The 18,874-nt window shown below is 53.1% G+C and carries 12 protein-coding genes; 6 read left to right on the forward strand and 6 right to left on the reverse strand.

Annotation, left to right across the window (positions count from 1 at the left end; genetic code table 11):
• Nucleotides 1–350 precede the first annotated feature (350 nt).
• From ACOZ4I_RS08715 to ACOZ4I_RS08725, 3 genes are all read left to right on the forward strand, one after another.
• Nucleotides 351–1,481, forward strand: coding sequence for a glycosyltransferase family 4 protein (locus ACOZ4I_RS08715; protein ID WP_423998587.1), 1,131 nt, complete (start codon nt 351–353; stop codon nt 1,479–1,481).
• A 157-nt stretch (nt 1,482–1,638) separates the two neighbouring features.
• On the forward strand, nt 1,639–2,904 hold the full coding sequence (locus ACOZ4I_RS08720) for a sulfatase (RefSeq protein WP_423998589.1): 1,266 nt from the start codon (nt 1,639–1,641) through the stop codon (nt 2,902–2,904).
• Between the two features lie 16 nt (nt 2,905–2,920).
• Entirely contained in the window at nt 2,921–4,033 is a 1,113-nt protein-coding gene (locus ACOZ4I_RS08725; RefSeq protein ID WP_423998590.1) for a glycosyltransferase family 4 protein, read from the forward strand.
• A 15-nt stretch (nt 4,034–4,048) separates the two neighbouring features.
• On the opposite strand, the gene ACOZ4I_RS08730 is transcribed toward ACOZ4I_RS08725, so the two are convergent.
• Entirely contained in the window at nt 4,049–5,653 is a 1,605-nt protein-coding gene (locus ACOZ4I_RS08730; RefSeq protein ID WP_423998592.1) for an alkaline phosphatase family protein, read from the reverse strand.
• 295 nt (nt 5,654–5,948) lie between these two features.
• Nucleotides 5,949–6,905 carry a PglZ domain-containing protein gene (locus ACOZ4I_RS08735; RefSeq protein ID WP_423998594.1) on the reverse strand — a complete coding sequence of 319 codons (957 nt, stop codon included), beginning with the start codon at nt 6,903–6,905 and terminating at the stop codon, nt 5,949–5,951.
• A gap of 608 nt (nt 6,906–7,513) precedes the next feature.
• On the opposite strand from ACOZ4I_RS08735, the gene ACOZ4I_RS08740 reads away from it, so the two are divergent.
• The gene (locus tag ACOZ4I_RS08740; RefSeq protein ID WP_423998596.1) at nt 7,514–8,926 is read left to right on the forward strand and encodes a hypothetical protein; all 1,413 of its coding nucleotides are present in this window, start codon (nt 7,514–7,516) and stop codon (nt 8,924–8,926) included.
• Nucleotides 8,927–8,960: 34 nt separating this feature from the next.
• On the opposite strand, the gene ACOZ4I_RS08745 is transcribed toward ACOZ4I_RS08740, so the two are convergent.
• The 4 genes from ACOZ4I_RS08745 to ACOZ4I_RS08760 form a co-directional block, all read right to left on the reverse strand.
• Entirely contained in the window at nt 8,961–10,061 is a 1,101-nt protein-coding gene (locus ACOZ4I_RS08745) for a glycosyltransferase (RefSeq protein WP_423998598.1), read from the reverse strand.
• 185 nt (nt 10,062–10,246) lie between these two features.
• Nucleotides 10,247–11,524 (reverse strand): glycosyltransferase family 4 protein, encoded by a 1,278-nt coding sequence (locus tag ACOZ4I_RS08750; RefSeq protein ID WP_423998600.1) that lies wholly within the window; start codon nt 11,522–11,524, stop codon nt 10,247–10,249.
• Nucleotides 11,525–11,680: 156 nt separating this feature from the next.
• Nucleotides 11,681–13,123 (reverse strand): oligosaccharide flippase family protein, encoded by a 1,443-nt coding sequence (locus ACOZ4I_RS08755; protein WP_423998602.1) that lies wholly within the window; start codon nt 13,121–13,123, stop codon nt 11,681–11,683.
• Nucleotides 13,124–13,567: 444 nt separating this feature from the next.
• Nucleotides 13,568–14,584, reverse strand: coding sequence for a DUF1616 domain-containing protein (locus tag ACOZ4I_RS08760; RefSeq protein ID WP_423998604.1), 1,017 nt, complete (start codon nt 14,582–14,584; stop codon nt 13,568–13,570).
• 119 nt (nt 14,585–14,703) lie between these two features.
• Here ACOZ4I_RS08760 and ACOZ4I_RS08765 point away from each other — a divergent pair, with 119 nt between their 5' ends.
• Complete coding sequence (locus ACOZ4I_RS08765; RefSeq protein ID WP_423998606.1) at nt 14,704–16,845, forward strand: hypothetical protein; 2,142 nt, start codon at nt 14,704–14,706, stop codon at nt 16,843–16,845.
• A gap of 74 nt (nt 16,846–16,919) precedes the next feature.
• Nucleotides 16,920–18,791 (forward strand): hypothetical protein, encoded by a 1,872-nt coding sequence (locus ACOZ4I_RS08770; protein ID WP_423998608.1) that lies wholly within the window; start codon nt 16,920–16,922, stop codon nt 18,789–18,791.
• Nucleotides 18,792–18,874 lie beyond the last annotated feature (83 nt).

Raw genomic sequence — 18,874 nt, forward strand, 5'->3', positions numbered from 1 at the left:
TACCTCTGTTTCAAGTGTCTCGATGTCGTTAGAAATCGCCAACAGAGCGGTTCTAATACCGGAAGACTCCGGAAAAATGGTGTGTAAATGTGGGCTAGCTGCTTAATCAGACTATGGGGCTAAAGACTCCGGAAATCTGGTGTCTGTCTCTCTCTTGTGACTGAATGAATCACTGTGTTCAGACCACTCAACATTCACTTGGAAACACCTTCTACGTTCCGTAGAACGAGGATTCTGTCCGAAGATCAGCTGTGAAATAAAAGCAAACAAGCGCACTTCGCTGAAATAACGAATCAGTAGTTTGGGCCGACCGGAACTATATTAACTGACACAATGCTGGTTGCATCCACATGGACATTGCGTTCGTCTCGAACGTCGTCTATCCGTTCGTGACGGGCGGTGCGCAAAAGCGCATCCACGAGGTCGGAACGCGACTTGTTGACCGTGGACATTCCGTCACAGTGTACGGCCGGCACTTCTGGGATGGTCCTGAGGAGACCATTCACGAAGGGATGACACTCCGAGCAGTGAGCCCGGCCCGGGAGATTTACAACGATGAACGGCGCTCGATTACAGAGGCTCTGGAGTTCGCTGTCGACGTACTCGTTCCTCTCTGGCGAAATATCGAGTCCCACGACGTGGTTGTCGCCTCCGTGTTTCCGTATTTTCCGGTGCTAGCCTGCCTGCCGTCGACAACGCTGCGTGGAACGCCGTTGGTGACGACCTGGCACGAGGTCTGGGGTGACTACTGGAAGGAGTATCTGGGAACACTAGGGCCACTCGGACAAACTGTCGAGTATCTCACGGCCAACTCCCCACAGCATCCAGTCGCTGTTTCTGAGGTGACTGCGGAGCGCTTGTCCGAGCTCGGTCCCGACCGCGACCGGATTCGATCGATTCCGAACGGAATCGACTACGAGCAAATCCGGGACATTGAGCCCGTATCAGATGGCTTCGACGTGCTCTTTGCCGGGCGGTTGATCGAAGAGAAACGTGTCGACGACTTGCTCATCGCCTTTGATCAGATCGCACCTCCGGACACAACGCTAGGAATTATCGGTGAGGGGCCGAAAAAGAAAGCGCTCGAACGCCAAGCTAGCACGCTTGATTCGAGTTCGCAGATCACGTTTCTTGGATTCCTCGACGAGTACGAAGACGTGTTAGCACACATGCAGGCCGCTGATATCTTTGCCTCGCCGTCGACCCGAGAAGGGTTTGGGATCACGTACGCCGAAGCGATGGCAGCCGACTGTACCGTCATCGGTGCGGACCATTCTGAGTCTGCAGCCGACGAGGTCATTCAGGACGGCGGATTCCTCGTCGAACCGAATACTGCTGAGCTAGCGACAGTGCTAGAAGATGCGATTGCTGGTCACTCTCCGGCTGGACAACCCAGGTTGGTCGCCCAGGATTTCGACTGGGATCAAGTGGCTTCGCTCGCAGAAGAGACGTACCAGGCGGCAGCTCGGGACGAGTGGTAACCGGTGAAGGTAACGGGGAGGAACCCTATCTTTCGAAGACTGGCGATATCTCCTCTAGCAGAGCTCCGATTGATGGAATACATTTTCCATACAATTCGGAGACGAGGAAAGTCAGCACCGCTACAAATTTACCATCGGGCCAATAGCTGTCTGGTAGATGAAAGCTGGTCCGGAGAATATTATTCTTCTCTCGTTCGATGCCCTCCGAGCCGACCACCTCGGCTGCTACGGGTACGGGAGGAATACGTCACCAGTACTGGACAGCCTGGCCGAAGAAAGTATTCGATTCGAGAACGCCTATAGCGCCAGTTCGCATACACGCGAGGCGGTTCCAGCGCTACTTACCGGCGAATACCCCGATGTGGCTATTGACGGAAGCTACCGGCTCGCGACTGAAACAATCGCCTCACGACTTTCAGAGGCTGGGTTCGCGACTGGAGGGTTCCACTCGAATCCGTTCGTTTCGAGAGCGTATGGATTCGATCAAGGATTCGACAAGTTCGACGATGATCTTCATTTCGGCCAGCACAAACTCGTTGCTCTGGCCCAGCGCGCGTTGGATAAACTGCGCAATCGCCATTACGCCCGGGCTGAAGAGATCAACGAGCGGTCGCTGTCGTGGATTGATTCGCTGGATTCAGAAGAGCCGTTCTTCCTCTGGAATCACTACATGGACACTCACGGACCGTACGAGCCCCCAGGTGAGTACGCGACGCTCTATGCGGACAGAACGTTGTCTGGCCGTGAGGCCCAGTCGCTCTACCAGCGTGCGATCGACGATCCAGAGTCGATTTCTGACGAAGAGCGCCAGTTGTTGATTGATCTGTACGATGCTGAAATCAAATATAATGACGAGCGCATCGGAGAGTTCCTCAACGACCTCGAAAGTCGGGGCATACTCGAGGACTCGCTACTCATAGTAACAGCCGACCACGGTGACGCCTTCGGCGAACATGGCTACTACGAGCACCCTCGATACTTGCACGATGAGATAACGCACGTGCCACTGTTCGTTCGGGAACCTGAGGGGACTGATAGAACCGTAGAGACGCCGGTAAGTACGTTAGATATTGTGAGTACATGCAAACGGATTGCAGGAGTGGATATTGATTCTGCACGTATGTCATTGCTAGACCAATTTGGAGATGACCGAACAGTGTTTCTCCAAGCTCGGGGCGAGGACGAACACAGCCACATTCGTCGATACGCCCTTCGGACCCGAGAGGGCATCTGCTTCTGCGAACGTGATCAGAATACTGGTTCGATCACTTACGGGGAATGTTCGGACCGCTCACTCCGTGAGGAACTGGAGGCGCACGTCAACGAACGAGTGCGCATTGGAAGTGACGGAGATTCAGCTACCGAAGATGAAGTAGATGAGGAAATTGAAAGGCGACTGAGTGCGCTGGGATATAAAGAGTGATTCGATGAAAATCGCGATGTTACAGGACGACTGGTGGCCACGAACAGGTGGGGGCCCTGTTCACGTGAAGGAGCTATCAGTCACACTCGCGGAGAACTTCGACCACGAAATCGATATCTACACACGCGCTCTCCAGCAAGACGGAGACCAATACAAACAAACAGAACAATTTGTGGATGGCGCAGTCACGCTACATCGACTTGGCCCCTGCACAGAGTATTGGAATCCCATCGGCCGTGTTGCCTCGATGGCGGCCCCACTTCCCAAACTCTTCACTGGCGATTACGATATCATCCACGGCCACACATTTCTGCCAGCGATGCCGACTCGTCTTGGGAAGGCAGTAACGGACGCATCGACCGTATTCACCGTGCATGGCACCGCAATCACGTCTGGTGTTGGTCGAGACACGTCGAAGCTCGCCGGTGCCAAACTACGTATCGAACGGCAGTTCGTCCTTGGGTTCGATTACGACCACGTGATTTCTGTCAACAACGAGCACGTCGGCATGCTTTCTGACCACCATACTGACGTAAGCTGTATTCCGAACGGTGTTGACCTAGACCGCTTCTCAGGTGATCTGGAGCGAGGGTCAGACATTCTATTTCTTGGTCGCCTCGCGCCCAAAAAGCGCGTTTCTGACCTGATTCGCGCATTCGCACAGCTCGAAGCAGAGTTCCTAGCCACGGACCTGATTATCGTCGGGACCGGTCCCCAGAAGGAGGAACTGGTTGGGCTTGCAAACGATCTGAACATAGATGATAGGGTGGTATTTGAGGGCCGTGTTTCCGATGAGGAGGTCACAAGACACTATGCGTCGGCAGGTGTGTTCGTGTTACCATCTGTTTGGGAGGGACATCCTCTTACGCTGTTGGAGGCCTGGGCTTCCGGTGCACCAGTAATTGCGACCTCAGTGGAAGGAATCGAAGAGTTTGTTGAACATGGGGAGACCGGCTATCTCGTCCCACCCAAATCTCCCGACGAATTGGCTGAGGGGCTACGATTGGCACTCGAAGATCCTGAGGAGGCCCGTAAGTGGGGGGAGAACGCACGGAAGTTAGTTGAAGCGGAGTATTCGTGGGAGGGGGTTGCGGAGCGTACGCACCAACTCTACACTGACATTGCCTGAGGTTCGCTTCTCGGTCTACTCCATGTAGCCGAGATCAGCCAGTCGATCCTCAACGTCGTCAGTCGGACCACTCTCTGAGTCCGACACTTCACGGTACTCTCTTGCAAGGTCATCCCAGTCTACTCGCTCGTCAGTTTCAAACGGACCTAGCACCTCGCCGTCGGTTTCACTGTCCACGGGCAATCCAAGCGCCGCCGCAACAGTGGGTGCAATATCATAGATTGAGGCTCCTGTTTCGGGATCAATATCTAGATCTCGATTCGAGATTAGGATTCCCTCTGGCTTGTGGTTCTTGTGGGGATTCCGACGAAAGGTGTCTACGATGGAACCGCTCACGTCGTACTGATAATCTCGCGGCACAAGCACAATATCTGGAGCGTCTTCGAGATGCTTGCCTTCATAGACTGCCTCACGGGGCAAGACGTCATCGAACACAAGGTTCCCGTCTGGGTCCCGGACTTGCGAGAGCTTTTCCATCAACTCCTTACGAACATCATCGTATTCCTTGGGAGCCACCTGTCCATTTGGTTCCCGCCCTTCGACGTTCAGATGGATACCGAGGCTGTTGAACAGGAGTTGGTAAGCAACCGAATTCTCGTGATCAACGACCTGGTTTTGGGCGGCGACTAGTGCATCCTCTGGTAACAGTCGCTCGACAGTTTTGTCAAGGCCAACCGCGCCGAGCCCCTGATGGATTCGGCGAGGTGAGAGGCCAACTGCTGACAGTGCAGAAGCAGCGGTCCCAACAGCTGAGACAATCCCGGAAGGCTCTTTCTCTCCGCTTTCGCCTTTCAGTTCGTCTTTAGCTTGTCTGAAGTACTGTTCCTCTCCAGTGGTGGTCTCACAATAGCCGTTCTCGGCGAGCCAGGAGTTGACGTAGAAAGTCCACTCGTAATCGCCCATACCGTGGTCGGAAGCGATCAGTACTAGCGGGTCCTCTCCACCAAGCTCGATGATGTCGCCGACGAATTCGTCGACGTTTTCGAGTACTTCCCTGATCTGCTCTCGATCATCAAGGTCGTGGAAAATCGAGTCAGTAACCTGGAACTGGACTGCCATCAAGTCCCAGTCATAGCGTTCGTTTAGGAACTGAGCCATGTCGCGGCGATGCTGGGCGACCTCAACGTAGCCCTTGACTGCGTCAGTCCCGTACTCTGGGTAGATGACGTACGTACCATACTCTGCTTCGTACTCGTCCTGTAGGTGTTCCGGGTAGAAGGCAACGTCCTCATGGGCGAGATAGCCCGGAATTATCGCGCCATTGTTGAGTTCAGGAGTCGGATGCGTGACGGGGTAGTTGATGATCACCGGCGTTTGTCCTATGGCGTCGGCCGTTTCGTACAGGTAGGATGCATCAATCTCAGGACGTTTGATTAGCCGCTTATTATACCCTTCTCGGGTGAAAAAATCGAAAACGCCGTGTTCACCCGGATTGCGGCCACTCAGGAATGACGGCCATGCACAGGGAGTCCATGGAGGATGAGTGCTGTTGAGGTTCGTAGCCATACCCTCTTGACAAATGTCTTGAATATTCGACAGTGTACCATCTTCTACCCAGGGTTCTATTTCGACCCAGTCGAGACCATCAAGGCCGAGGAGAACGACATTACTAGAGTTCATTTATTAAATTGTAGTATATTCTGATCCTGTCTGCTATCATAGTCCTTGGGATAATACGGATTGGGTCCAGTTATAGAGTGAGGTGTTAGATCCCGTTTTGGACGTGTCCAGATTCTACCACAACGATAGTTTTATAATTCTCAATTAACCGTTGGACCCCCAAGTTGACCTCATTGAGTACGGCAAGCCAATATCTGTCTAGTAACTCTCTCGCAGAAATCTATGGGTATTTTTGCATACGGAAACGATCCGATTTTACCTGTTCCGGATCTTGAGGCATTAATATCCCAGCATTTCATAAGTATCCCAAGTCAGCAAGACGATCCTCTACATCTCCAGACGAATTTTTCATATCCGAAAAATTCTTCTCCGGAGTATAGGTTTCCTTATCTACAGCTTCAGTTTCTACCCAGGGTACTTTTCTAAGCTTTGGGTGAGGGAATCCAGCGAAGTGGCCGACTAATCCGACTTCTCCGAAGAGTTCGCCGTGATCGGCTGTGATTACAACTTTTTCAGCCTCCATATTTTCCAACAGTAGTTCGACCGAGTCCAGTACATATCTGAGGTTATCAAGGTACCCTTCCCAAATTTTCGATTTTTTCTCACCGTTTCGTAGCGCCTCAGTGGGATTTTTGTTTATTTCTGAGAGATGTGTGTCATCACCCGAGTCGTGGAAAAACGGTTCGTGGGGTTGCATATAGTGGACTACTAGTCTTTCAGGGTTGGCTTCACGCCCGACATTGATTGCAGCATCTGTTACGTGTTCCGCTCGTGGGGCGGTATTCCCGTTTCTGCGACCCTCGTTCACCCAAACAGGGAGATAAGTGTGGAAATCATCTTCACGGATCAGTTCACGCTCAGCAATCGTTGAAATGGGATGTCCATCCCAAATACTTCCCTTTAGGCTGGTCCAAGAACCCCAATTTGGTTCCTCTTCAAATAGCACTTCCGCCCATGCATTGCCAGTCACTAGCCCAATTTCGTTGACATCTTGTGTGTATTCTCTTCGAAACGTGTTTATTAACCACTCTTTGGATGTTGATCCAACAGACCAACGCGATTCAACGTCACCAATGAAGTCGTACTCACTAGCGACATTCTGAAGCGCATCTACCCGACAGGCATCAAGAATGATTAACGCATCCCAGTCACTATCCAATACGTTATGCCCTATTTTAAAGTTCTTTGTAGCCCATAAAAAGGGGTACAAATAGGAACCATACAAAAACTGCTGAAATTTGCGGGATGCCATTGTGGCAACTTACTATTCGTCCCTATTCAGTATTTGTGAAACCGGTTGTCCGTTGGAATGCTCTTCAACTAGCCTTTTGTTAGCGACTCACCCCAGCCTTATGCTTTATTCAAAACTGACCAGTCTTACGAGTCGCTAAACATTGTATTGCTTGTCATCTACCCTAGCGTTTTGATTTATACCGGCAGATTTTGATGCCTGGAGATTGGAATATATAATGTAATCTCAGAGAAATGGTTCCACCTATACTGATATATCCGTTCATCACTGTCGTAATCGCTGCCATTGTCTTTCTAATGATTTTTCACTTTGGATCACAGCCAGATTCTGAAGTCTCGAAACCAAAGAATAAAATTAAATTTTTCACCTCTGCGTTCCTTATATTCTCATCATTACTGACTATTATTTATATATTTTTATCGTTATACTATGTCATTCTGGCGTTCATCGGTATCGCAGTGATCTTGTCCATCGCTGCGGCCCGTTACCGACCATCTGTAGTTATCATACCGATCTTCATCCTGACAGTCCTTACCCGTGGATTGGTATGGCGAGCTGCGCCCTTACTCGGACATGATCCACGACTACACTTGGGAATTACCAGATATGTGGTCCGGACAGGCGAGATCATCCCCGAATCGATCTGGTACTATACTTGGTATCCTGTATCGCACACACTCGCAACAGAACTGACCCTTCTTACAGGGTTAAACACAAAACAAGGTTACTTTCTTATGTATATCGCTGCCGTTCTCGTCAGTCTTCTGTTTGTCTATCTGTTCACCAACCGGATTACTGAGACCAACTCAAATCTCCCAGGCTTACTGGCCCTTCTCATGATTATCGTCTCGGCGTGGCATTACAAACGGACAGCACTCCCTTTCCCACAAGTGCTTGGATCAGTATACGTATTCATTATCGCCTATACTATGACACACTCCGATTCTAAGCGCTGGGTTGCTGCCGGTTTTGTAATATTAATGTCTGCCATACTTACACACAACACTGTTCCGATAGTACTATTTATATTGTTTGGGCTGTATTTATTCTTCACGAGCTCATTCAGATACATTGACTGTTTTGAATTCGTCAATGTGAAAATGAGACAGAAAAGTGACTTGAAAGGAGTAGCGGCGATCTTTCTACTTGTTGCTCTCGTTTCCTCAATACAGATCTGGCGTGAAACCCAAGCTGGATTATTTAAAATTCAGGTGTGGCGTGTGTTGGGCGTGTTATTACCAGGGTCTGGTGTATCAGCAGAAGTGAGCGGTTCGCAGTTCGCACAGCAGGCAATCTCGATATCAGGTATCCAGATTCCAGTACTTCTGTTATTTGCTATTCCCTTGCTCGTTAGTGGCTTTTGTGTAACAATCGCCTTATGTAACACAATTACTTGCTTATTCCGCGGTAACCCAGAGATCTCGCAGGTATGGACGATTACCATTTGTGTCTTCTTTGGAGTTATCGGCATGGCGTTTGCCGCCGGAGCCCAGTCAAATGTTTCGAGGTTTTTCGACATCACCATGTTATTGTTGGGCCCTGTTGTTGGTTTTGTAGGCTACAAGCTGTATTCGATTGGGCGGCCGGGAATCATAATTCTGGTAATCCTGATCGTGCTTAATCCAGCAGTGTCGGTAATTGGAATTCACTATGGACTCCCGATACCATTCGTTCCTCCAACCGAGAAGCAGCCTCCTGCCTATCCATCCTACCAGACCGATTCAGAAATAGCATCCATAACGCACGGCTTTAATTATTTCGACACCATCCATACTGATCATTATACAAGGGGTACTTCCGAAGGTCTCAGAATCGGGAGGGCACGAAGTCAAAATAATTTCAAAAGCTACGTAGATTCACAACATCTAACCACCGAAACATTATCCAACTTCTCTCGAAATACAGACGACTCTGCCTTTTTATTCCGGACGAGATATAGAAATTATTCTGGTGCGACTATTCCACCCTGCTACAGCACTGTCTATGATTCCGGAGGTGGTGAGATAATAAGAAGTTGTTAACGTTGTCTTGAGAATCGGCGATTGAAATTTTGTATTACGCCATACCGTTCTTCTTAATATGTGCTTGAATCTTCTGCGTTACAGCCTCCCATGAGTGGTTTTCCCTGATGAACACTCGACCCTCGGTGTTATCTGCCATCTCGTTAGCTATCCGTTCGACGTGGCTGGCGACCTCGCTGTCGGACAACGTCGAAGGAAGTACGGTAACGCCCGGGTATCTGTCGAGAGTTCCCAGTCCTTCGTCGTTAATAACGAGTACGGGCTTCCCACAAGAAAGGTATTCATATACTTTCATTGGTGATGCATATCGAGATGGGGAGAACGGGCCGAAACAGATATCTGACTTGTTGATATACTCTGGAACCATATCATGATCGACTCTACCGACAACATCAATCTCATCTTTCATTCTACGTTGGCTGGCAATCTCTTGAATCTCCTGTTGTCTTTGTGCGCTGCCACCAATGAGGGTAAACTCAACGTCTGAGCTGATGCGACTTACTACATCTATCATGCGGTCAATTCCCTGCCATTCCTGAAGTCCACCAACGTAACAGATTTTCAGAATTCCATCTTCTGAGCTTCCAAAGTCCATTGGTTCGAACAAATCGGTATCGACGCCGTTTTCAACGACATAGATGGGTGTTCCTGCATGGTCTTGCGCTAGCGTCTTTTTGACGCTGCCCGAAACGGTAATCAGCAGATCTGCCTTTGTTCGACTGAGTGTTCGGATTGCAGTATACAACCGCTTCACAATACCCTCTTTCTCTTCAGTTTGAGGAAGTCCGTTTACCTCGATAACAGAATATGTCCCTGGGAAGGCACTTATAATGAGTTTCGATAAATACGGCGAGTCCCTAGTGTACACGACAACAGAATCATCGCTCCGCAGCCAGATTGCGAGTAGTAAAACCAGTCCATAGATGTCTCGGGCGATTTTTGCGAGGAAGGAAGTTCCAAATCCAATACTCTCCACACCTTGACACTCCTCATTTAACCCTCGACCTACGATAAAGTGGTGCTCTGTATATTCCTCGATTGGGAAATTTTCGATGAATTGCTTTGTATGAATTCGACGTCCAAATTGATCAGGATCAGTAAAATCAATGCCAGGAAAATATCCAACCAATTTCATTATTGGATGCTGATAAGTACCGCCATTTTATTAACTCTATCCATCACGTCTTGTGCCCTTGGAGGTATTGACCTGTTGGGCGTCTTCTGGTATCTTGTAGAACTAACTAAATCATGTCGACACCCGTCCCAGCCGGTATCTTGTAAGATTTGGGGAGCCCATATGGGTCCGAGAACATCAAATACTTAACATTGGTCGCCCCAAGCGGCCACTTCCATTAGGTCTAATTTCCTGTCACCATATTCGTTAATTGTCGGCACCAAATTTGGTGAGGGAGAAGAATTGCATGAGAGTAACTCATTCAGCCCTCTAGTCCAAGCGGATGTCTCAGGAGGAATTACGTTCACGCCACTACCCTCACTAATAATCTCTTTTACATATGTGTCAGTAGAGATTGCTGTCTTTGTCTCGACAGAGATTGATTCTAATGGGGTTAGCCCGTATGACATCCACGCGGGTACCGCAAAGATCTCGGCATTTTTATAATATGATGGCAGATCATGGTCATGAATAAATCCTGGGAGGTGAACACGCTCCTCAATATCAAATTCACTTGCTAATTGTTTTAATTCCCCCATTTGTTCACCTTTACCACCAATGATTAGATGGATATTTTCCTGATCCATATCTGCAAAAGCTCGAAGCAACAACGTATTTCGCTTCCTTGGATCAAGCCGACTGACACTCAGTATGTAGGGTTTATCAGTTGGCAGATCCGGGACTTTCTGTGAATCCGCGCTCCAAGATTGATGAATGCCGGGGGGTGTTACCTCTGCTTTGACGTCGTAGAGACAATTCAACTCTTTTTTGAGCTGTCTTGTATTTGTAAATACAACATCACATGCTTGTAAAGCTAATTTCTCTAATTTTTCAATTACTGTCGCACCAACACGATGAACGCTTATTTCGTCATCCGGATTCCAGAATTCGGAGTGGCCCGGGACACTGGAGACAATTTCTTGAACACACCTTTTCTGTAAGTGGGGAAAGCGTCTGACCGAATCTTGGAACCACAAGCGAGATCCGTGAATATGAGTCGTGAAAGCCGGAGTTATTCGGAGTGTTTGAAGCGCCAACCACGTTCCTATTTCAACGTAATGTGCCTGAACAACATCAGGAGCGATTTTATTTAAATACGGCCGAATAGAAAGAGATCTATCTAGAATATCTAGTCCTTCTACATCCACTATGTCATATGTTATTAACTGAACCCGCTCGTCTAGGTTATAGTTGCTAAGAACTTTTTTGTCAATACTCTCTGCGATTAGATATACATCGTGGCCTTGTTTGGCAAAATAGCTCGCTTCATTGATGATTACGCGCTCAGCGCCGCCAAGTGTATCTAATGGTAGCGACGTAATACAAATTCGCATGACATTTTCCGTTACTTCTAAGCCTATACAATTGTTTCGGTGAATGTTATTTGTGATTGAGGCTGGCCGTGTTATAGAAGAAATAGCCATTGAAAAGAATCATCGGAAGAGATATATAATACCTAATTTGTAATAAAACCATTCAACAATGTTACAACGAACAATAATTTCGGCTAATTGTATCTATATTGGTACTTCTTGGAGGTACTGTTTCAATCTTCAATAATTCTGATAAAGTGGCACTATTCAATCAGTTCGCAACTGTACTGGGTACATGGGGACATATCCTGCTACGATATTGATCCCGAGGAATAACACTAAGCCCAGTGTTGAGAACAAGGCGAGCGAGATCCACGGTGGTAGATCTACCAAATGGACTATTCCGAGAAACAGGATAGCAAATATCACTTGGGTCAGCACAAGTTTACCAGTCCAACGTAGGGGAACCAAGTCGAATTGTGAATACTTCCAAAGGGCAACGTTACCAATAAATATTGCTACATAAGATAACCCTGTTCCGACTCCAGCTCCAATAATCCCATATCGAGGAATGAGGACGACATTCAATGCGAGATTTAAAAGTAGTCCGATGACCGTGATAAACTCGGTTGGTCGAATCCACCCCGTTGCTTGTAACACTGGGGTGACAACACGTGTTGTGCCAAAAAAGAACGTTCCGAAGATGAGTATCTGCAACGTCGTTTTTGCACCAACATAGTTCGGTCCGAAGTACACATTGAGAAACGATTCGGCGAGTCCGAATAACCCCACTCCAAATAGCGTTAATGACAGTATTGCGTATTTAACGCCTGTTTGCAGTCTTTGGTTAATTTCGTCAGTTTTTCTATCAGACCAGAGGCTTGCGGTGTGTTGTAGAAATGCAAGTTGAATCGCAGAGGGGACGAACCAAATCATCTCTGCAGGGACGATTGCGCTTTGATAGAGGGCCGTCTGTGTCGAACCCTGGAAGAATTTAACAAGAAGAATATCCGATTTATATAACATCATAGCACTGATACCGCCAATTAATTGATAACCTCCAAACGAGGCGATTTGTTTCCCGTATCTCCTAATCGGGGGATCCATAGACAGGTGATACGAGGTGTGCTTCATCAGTAGGAAGACTCCCATTAGCCCCACAAGAACGAAAGACAGGGCGTAGCCAACGAATACACCTATTACGTCGTATCCGAGGTAGGCAAGGAGAAGTGCGAGAGTAGTGTATAGGAGTCGACGACTCACTTGTAGAATTTCACCAACCGATTCTCGCTGAAGTCCATAGAAAGATCCCTTAATAATGTGGAGAATATTTCCAAACAAAATCGCAATAACTAGCGGGATTGTGTACGTACTGTATTCCGAAGGAACAACCCCGAGAACAACACAAAGGAAAATAATAAATGTGGTTGCTAGGCCATAAATTACGCTCATGGATAGAGAAACCGAAATCACCGACGAGACCTCACTCACGTCACCGGCGTATTCGGCGACCGTTTTCCTTGATGCGTCAAATAGTCCTCCTTTCGATAGGAGCGTTACAATACTGAACGCTGCCAATACGCTTGCGTAGACGCCATATTGATTTTGAGAAATGAGACGGACAAGAAGTGGTGTGAACACCAAACTAATCATAATCCCTACCACTTTTCCAGAGAAAATAGAAAGAACAGACCGAAGTAGTGATCCCATGGTGTCAGATAATCTTGAGGTTCTACCAATACTTAATTGGAGTGAATCTCTTGAAGATAGAGTTTAGTTAGAATAATGCACAATCGAGCGAACTCTAGAGCCAATTTCCATCCGTGCTCGGATTGACGATTCAGAAACAATTCGAAAATTAAGAAATAAAGAATATATATCTTAGAATATGAGATTGGTAATATTCTAATCTCCAAAGTGTATTTTGTCTGAGATTGGAATCTGGCTTGTTGAACTCCGCTTGGAGATGTTTCGCGCTATTCTAAGGGATACGGCAGTTTAGATATTATAGTTTTCTGAATTTTTGAGAAATATCTCGGTAAGAATAGTTATTGTACAACATTCCTCCATATATACCAACTTCAGGGTCGACTTATCGCATGTGGAAATTGAATAACCACTTGGATAAGGCGTGACTTATGTAAAAAAGTCGCATCATCCTGTCACGTTCACCCAAAGGTGCGTCTCACGATACGCGTTCGACTGGTTCACCGTCGACGGCGCCGCGCCGCGGTACAACAGATACTGCAGCCGTAATCTCTCACCAGTCATCTGTGGCGTAATTTGGTGCTGGCGATGCCAGGTCTCGTTGTGGCCAACAGTTGGCTGGAACCGCCGCAACTCTGACTGTTCTCGAACGCGCGTCTCGTTACCCACGCGCTCGACGCGCTGTAACTGGACGAAGACGGTATACTCCATCTGTTCGTGTTCCTGGTTCCCGATGCCTACCACCACCGTCTGGCTCTCGCCTTGCTGGAACTCCGTCGGATAGTCGTCGGCGACGAGTTCCCCGTCGTCGTTCTCAGTTAGCAAGTAAAACTCGCTGAATTGCTCGCCGTCCTTCGGGACAGCAACAGCATAACCGACGCTACCGGCGGCGAGCAGGATACTGAAAACCAAGAGCACGTTCAGCGCGGTGTCGGCCCGCGATGCCGGCGCGAACAGTTCCTCGCGGCCGGATCGAATCCACGCTCGGTACGGGACGCGAAAGCGCTCGTTCTCGGGCAGTGCCCACCGTCGAACGGTGGCCACGGCGGTCAGGGCGAGCGTCAGGCCGCTCAGGGAGATCAGGATGGGGACGAGGCGGATGCCCCACGGCGTGAAGTTCAACACGAGCGCGACTAGCGGGACGAGCGCGATACTGAGACCGAACGAGAGTGCGACGCGTTCGATGCCGTCGATGCCAGCGTTTCGCTGATCTAGCGCGTCACCGTCGGCTGGGGTCGCCGTGCCCTCGCCGTGTTCCGGGAACAGCGCGGCGACGAAGGCGTAGCCGGGGGCGAACAGCGGGAAGGCAAGTCCAAGGACAATCCGGAGCGGCGTCTCGGCGACCACTGGAGCCAGCGCCGCGACGTTCGTCACCACGACCAGGCCGATGATCGCAGCGAGATCGGCAGGCAACTGGCGGAGCTGTCGCGGAACGAGCAGCGCCCACGCCGTGTCGTCAGCCATTTGGATAGTGTCAGACAGCGACAGTAATAAAACAGCCGACTGGTGTCTTGCCCTGGGGTGTAATGCAACCTCCTCAGGGCAACCGAACGCATTTTATCAGACAGACTGAATGATTCGATGTGTCACTGAGACAGTCGTGGGCCGCGGTCGGAGCCCTGGCGGTGCTATGTCTCGCGGTTGGCGCGGGGGGTGCGGCTGCAGTGCAAAGCGACGCCGCCGCACAGACCCAGCCGACGGCGACGCCGACAGACGGGAACGACACGCAACAGGAGAACCCGGCCGAGGTGACCGACGAGGACTACGCGGGCCAGACGTCCACGTGGCTGGCGCGACGGCTCTCCGGGCGCCTGGAGAACGGGACGGTATCACTGTCGCAAGGGCAATACGAACGGGCACGGGATCTGCTGGGCGACGACTACGACCAGCGACTGGAACAGTACGTCGACGTGGCGGGCGAGACGGGAACTGAGAGCGACGACGCGGCCGCCGAAGAGTTCGAGGCTGCTGGCGAGAACCAGCGGGCCTTCGTCGACGGCGTGGAGCGATACCGGACACAGTACGACAGGTATCAGGCTGCCCGCGAGGCCGGGGACGAACGGCGAGCCCGCCGACTAGCCCGTGAGATGGATCGGACCGCCGCGAACGTCTCGAATCAGAGTCAACGATTGAACCGGAACTACGCCAACATCGAGAACGCGACGGCCGTCTCGTTAGACGAGAGCCAGACGCTCGTCAACGAGACGACGGCGAACGTCACGGAACTCCAGGCGACCGTTCGTGAGGAGACGCTGGTCGGGACGACGCTCACCGTTCGCGCCGCGTCTCCGACGGCATCGTTCACGGACCCCGCCACCATCACGGGGCAGATTCGCACGGAGAACGGGTCGGTCCTGGCGGACCGAACGGTCGAACTCCGGGTCGGTAACCGGACACGGAACGTCACGACGGACGCCGACGGCGCGTTCGAGACGGCGTATCGACCGCGGTCCGCGCGAGTCGGCGAGCAGTCGATAGCGGTCGCGTACCGTCCCGCTCCCGAGTCGGTGTACCTGACCGATAGCGATCAGTTCGGTGTCGAGGTACAGCAAGTGGCCCCAACTATCACGATCGAGCGGTCGCCCGCCAGTGTGAGCTACGGTGAGCCACTCTCAGTATCGGCTGCGGTGACGGTAGACGGGACCCCTGTCGACGGCGTTCCGATCGAGGTCGTCGTCGGTGAGGAGCCCCTCGTCCGGGCCGCCACGGATCCCAACGGCAGCATGGCGACGTCGGTGCGACTGCCGGCGACGGTCGACGACGGCGCGCGCTCGGTCACGGTTCGAATCCCGTATCGCGACCGGGCGATCGCGAATGTCAACGCCTCGGAGCGCCTCGTGGTCGCACGGACGGTGACGAGACTCTCGTTGAACGCGTCGACGACGGGCGAAGGCGTCGTCGCTCGCGGTCGGTTGCGGACCGCGGACGGTCGGCCCGTGACGAATCGACCGGTCCGCGTTCGTGTCACCGGCGGCGACGGCCGGGTCGTGGAGACTGACGAAAACGGAAGGTTCGAGACGCGTCTGTCGAATGTCTCAGGGGGCGCAGCCACCGCGACGGTGCGCGCCACGTACGACGAGCCGTCGTCGAATCTCGGAAACGCGAACGCGACGGCGACGGTCAGACTTCGGGCGGGCGGTGGCGGCGCCGCGGACGTGGGCGCACCGCGGAGCGTGCTGGAGGGCATTCTGTCGGTGCTGTTCGGGGCCGACGGATCCTCCATTCCGGTCGGTGTCGGTGGGGGCGGCTACCTCTGGGTGATTCTGGGTCTCGTCGGAGTCGTGATGCTCGCGGGCGTTTGGGTCGTCACGACTCGCTTCGACGTCCTTCCGGATCGAAACTCAGCGGAGTCGCCCTCGTTCGCGGCCTCGGCAACTGAGGCTGAAGGATTCGACGCGTCCGAGGGGCCTGCTGTGACGGTCCCCCGACCGAATTCCGACGAGCGAATCGACGCACATCTCGATCGAGGCGCCTACGACGCCGCGGTCATGACCGCCTATCGGTCGCTCAAGACCGACCTGGCGGCAAACGACGCGGAACTCGAGACAGCGACTCACTGGGAGCTACTGGACCACTACCGGCGAAACGGCACCGAAGACGATCGCGTCGAATCGATTCAGACCGTCGTCGAGGCCTTCGAACTCGCGGCGTTCTCGCCGACTTCGCTCGACGCCGAACGCGCCGAAGACGCGGTCGAGACGGCCAGAGCGCTCCGTCGACAGTAAACCCATGCGGCGAGCCGTTGGCTGTTTGACCTGACAACGCAACGGATATAACCGAGACAGACCGATATGTGGCCGTGTATAGACTGCAGTCGCTACTCACGGGAGCGGTCGTCCTGCAACTGCTCCTCGTCGCCGGGTTCGGCGTCGCGACGGCGGCGGTCGACGACGCCGGGAGCGCGGCCCAGACCGCGACTCCCTCTGGAGACGCTGCTGCGCCGACCGACACGTCGCTCGAAGTCAGCGGCCCCACTGGACAGGTGTCGTACACGGATCCGGGGACGGTTCGCGGGACGCTACGAACGGCAGACGGCACGCCCGTTGCGAACCGGCAGATCCGACTGCGCTTCGAGAACCGTTCGCGGCTCGTCACGACGGCGGCGAACGGGAGCTTCGCGTTCGAGTACCGCCCGCAGTCGGCCCGTCTCGGAAGCCAGCAGGTCGAGGTCACGTACGTTCCGGCCCAGTCTTCACCGTATCGCGGTGACACGGCGACGTTCGCCGCCGAGGTACGACAGACGACGCCGTCGCTCTCCGTCGAGCGCTCGCCCGCGACTGTCGGCTACGGCGACCAGTTGACGGTGCGGACCGCGGTCACGGCCGGCGGGACGGGCGTCGCGTCTGTCCCCGTCGAACTCCGCATCAACGGGACGCTGTTCAAGCGAGTGCTGACGGGGGCCGACGGAACGGTGACGACGACGATTCGCTTGCCGGCGGACGTTTCCGCCGGTGAGGGCTCGATTGTGGCCGTGATTCCCTACGAGGACCGCGCAATCGCCGGCGGCAACGCGACCGTTCCGGTGACTATCGAACGACGGCCTTCGACGCTCTCGGTCGACGCGACGGCCGAGAACGGGGCTGTCGTCGCGACCGGTCGGCTCGTCACCGAAGACGGGCGGGCCGTGCGTGACCAGCCGGTCCGGGTCGCACTCGATGGCGGCGGGGAAACCGTCGTCACGACCGGCCAGGACGGGACTTTCCGTGCGCGCCTCTCGACCGAGGGAGTCCCCGCCGACGCCGATTCGGCGACCGTCACCGCGCGGTACGCAGCGGCGGCCTCGAACCTCGCCACGTCGAACGCCACGGCGACGGTCCCGATCTCGGGCGGCGGCGCGGCGGCTCCGAGTTCCGCCGACGGACCGCTCGGGAGCGTGACGGCACTCGTCGCCCAGCTCCGAACCCGGCTGACGATTCCGGTCATCGCGGCGCTGCTCACCGGGCTGGGATTGTTGGTCCTCGACATCACCGTCCGTCGCCTGGGGCTGTTCTCGGACGGGGCCACGGAATCCGACGCGAGTACGAGCGCGGCGACCGAAACGGCGGTCGGTGAATCGAGCGGCGGGTCGCAGGACGTCGCGACCGGTGATCCCACCGCGAGCACAGCCGAGACGTCGGTCGACGAACCATCGCAGTCGGACGTCTCCGTCGTGACCGACATCTCGCAGGTGTCCACTGATGCGGTGACTGCCGGCGACACCGGTCACACCGTGCGAGAGAGCCCGGGCGGCGGTGACGCGAGCGAGGCGTCGGGCGTCCTCGACCGCTCCGCCCGATCGGTGACAGACAACTCGGAGGTGACGGTCGTGTCCGATCCCGCCGAGGTGTCGGACCCGTCGGCCGTGACCGACTCGAACGGATCCGATCTACACACTGTCGGCGATCGTATCGAGGCGGCGATGGCCGACGGGGAGTTCGAGACGGCGATTACGCTGGCCTACGAGACGATCCACGACGAACTCACCGAGAACTGGGGACTCCGGGAGAACGCCACCCACTGGGAACTCGTCGAGTGGTGTCGCGAGCGCGACTTCGACGCAGACGAGGTCGACGCCATCGAGGCCGTCGTCGAGGCCTTCGACCGCGCGGCCTTCTCCGTCGCGCCCACCGAGCGCGAACACGCGGAAATCGCCGTCGAGAACGCCCGTCGGGTGCACCTCGACGGCTCGTGACCTGGTACGGTGAAGAGGAATCGTATGAGTTCGGGAGTGAACGGTTGCATTGGTTCGCCAACCAATGGCTTTACTGTATTGGT

It is taken from the genome of Haloarcula salina, assembly GCF_049603855.1.
In the GTDB taxonomy this organism is placed as follows: domain Archaea; phylum Halobacteriota; class Halobacteria; order Halobacteriales; family Haloarculaceae; genus Haloarcula; species Haloarcula salina_A.

What these genes read in the sequence shown, in the direction of transcription:
- ACOZ4I_RS08755 (WP_423998602.1), bottom strand. Translation starts at nt 13,123, where the DNA reads ATGGGATCACTACTTCGGTCTGTTCTTTCTATTTTCTCTGGAAAAGTG.
- ACOZ4I_RS08745 (WP_423998598.1), bottom strand. Translation starts at nt 10,061, where the DNA reads ATGAAATTGGTTGGATATTTTCCTGGCATTGATTTTACTGATCCTGAT.
- ACOZ4I_RS08715 (WP_423998587.1), top strand. Translation starts at nt 351, where the DNA reads ATGGACATTGCGTTCGTCTCGAACGTCGTCTATCCGTTCGTGACGGGC.
- ACOZ4I_RS08725 (WP_423998590.1), top strand. Translation starts at nt 2,921, where the DNA reads ATGTTACAGGACGACTGGTGGCCACGAACAGGTGGGGGCCCTGTTCAC.
- ACOZ4I_RS08735 (WP_423998594.1), bottom strand. Translation starts at nt 6,905, where the DNA reads ATGGCATCCCGCAAATTTCAGCAGTTTTTGTATGGTTCCTATTTGTAC.
- ACOZ4I_RS08730 (WP_423998592.1), bottom strand. Translation starts at nt 5,653, where the DNA reads ATGAACTCTAGTAATGTCGTTCTCCTCGGCCTTGATGGTCTCGACTGG.
- ACOZ4I_RS08720 (WP_423998589.1), top strand. Translation starts at nt 1,639, where the DNA reads ATGAAAGCTGGTCCGGAGAATATTATTCTTCTCTCGTTCGATGCCCTC.
- ACOZ4I_RS08760 (WP_423998604.1), bottom strand. Translation starts at nt 14,584, where the DNA reads ATGGCTGACGACACGGCGTGGGCGCTGCTCGTTCCGCGACAGCTCCGC.
- ACOZ4I_RS08750 (WP_423998600.1), bottom strand. Translation starts at nt 11,524, where the DNA reads ATGGCTATTTCTTCTATAACACGGCCAGCCTCAATCACAAATAACATT.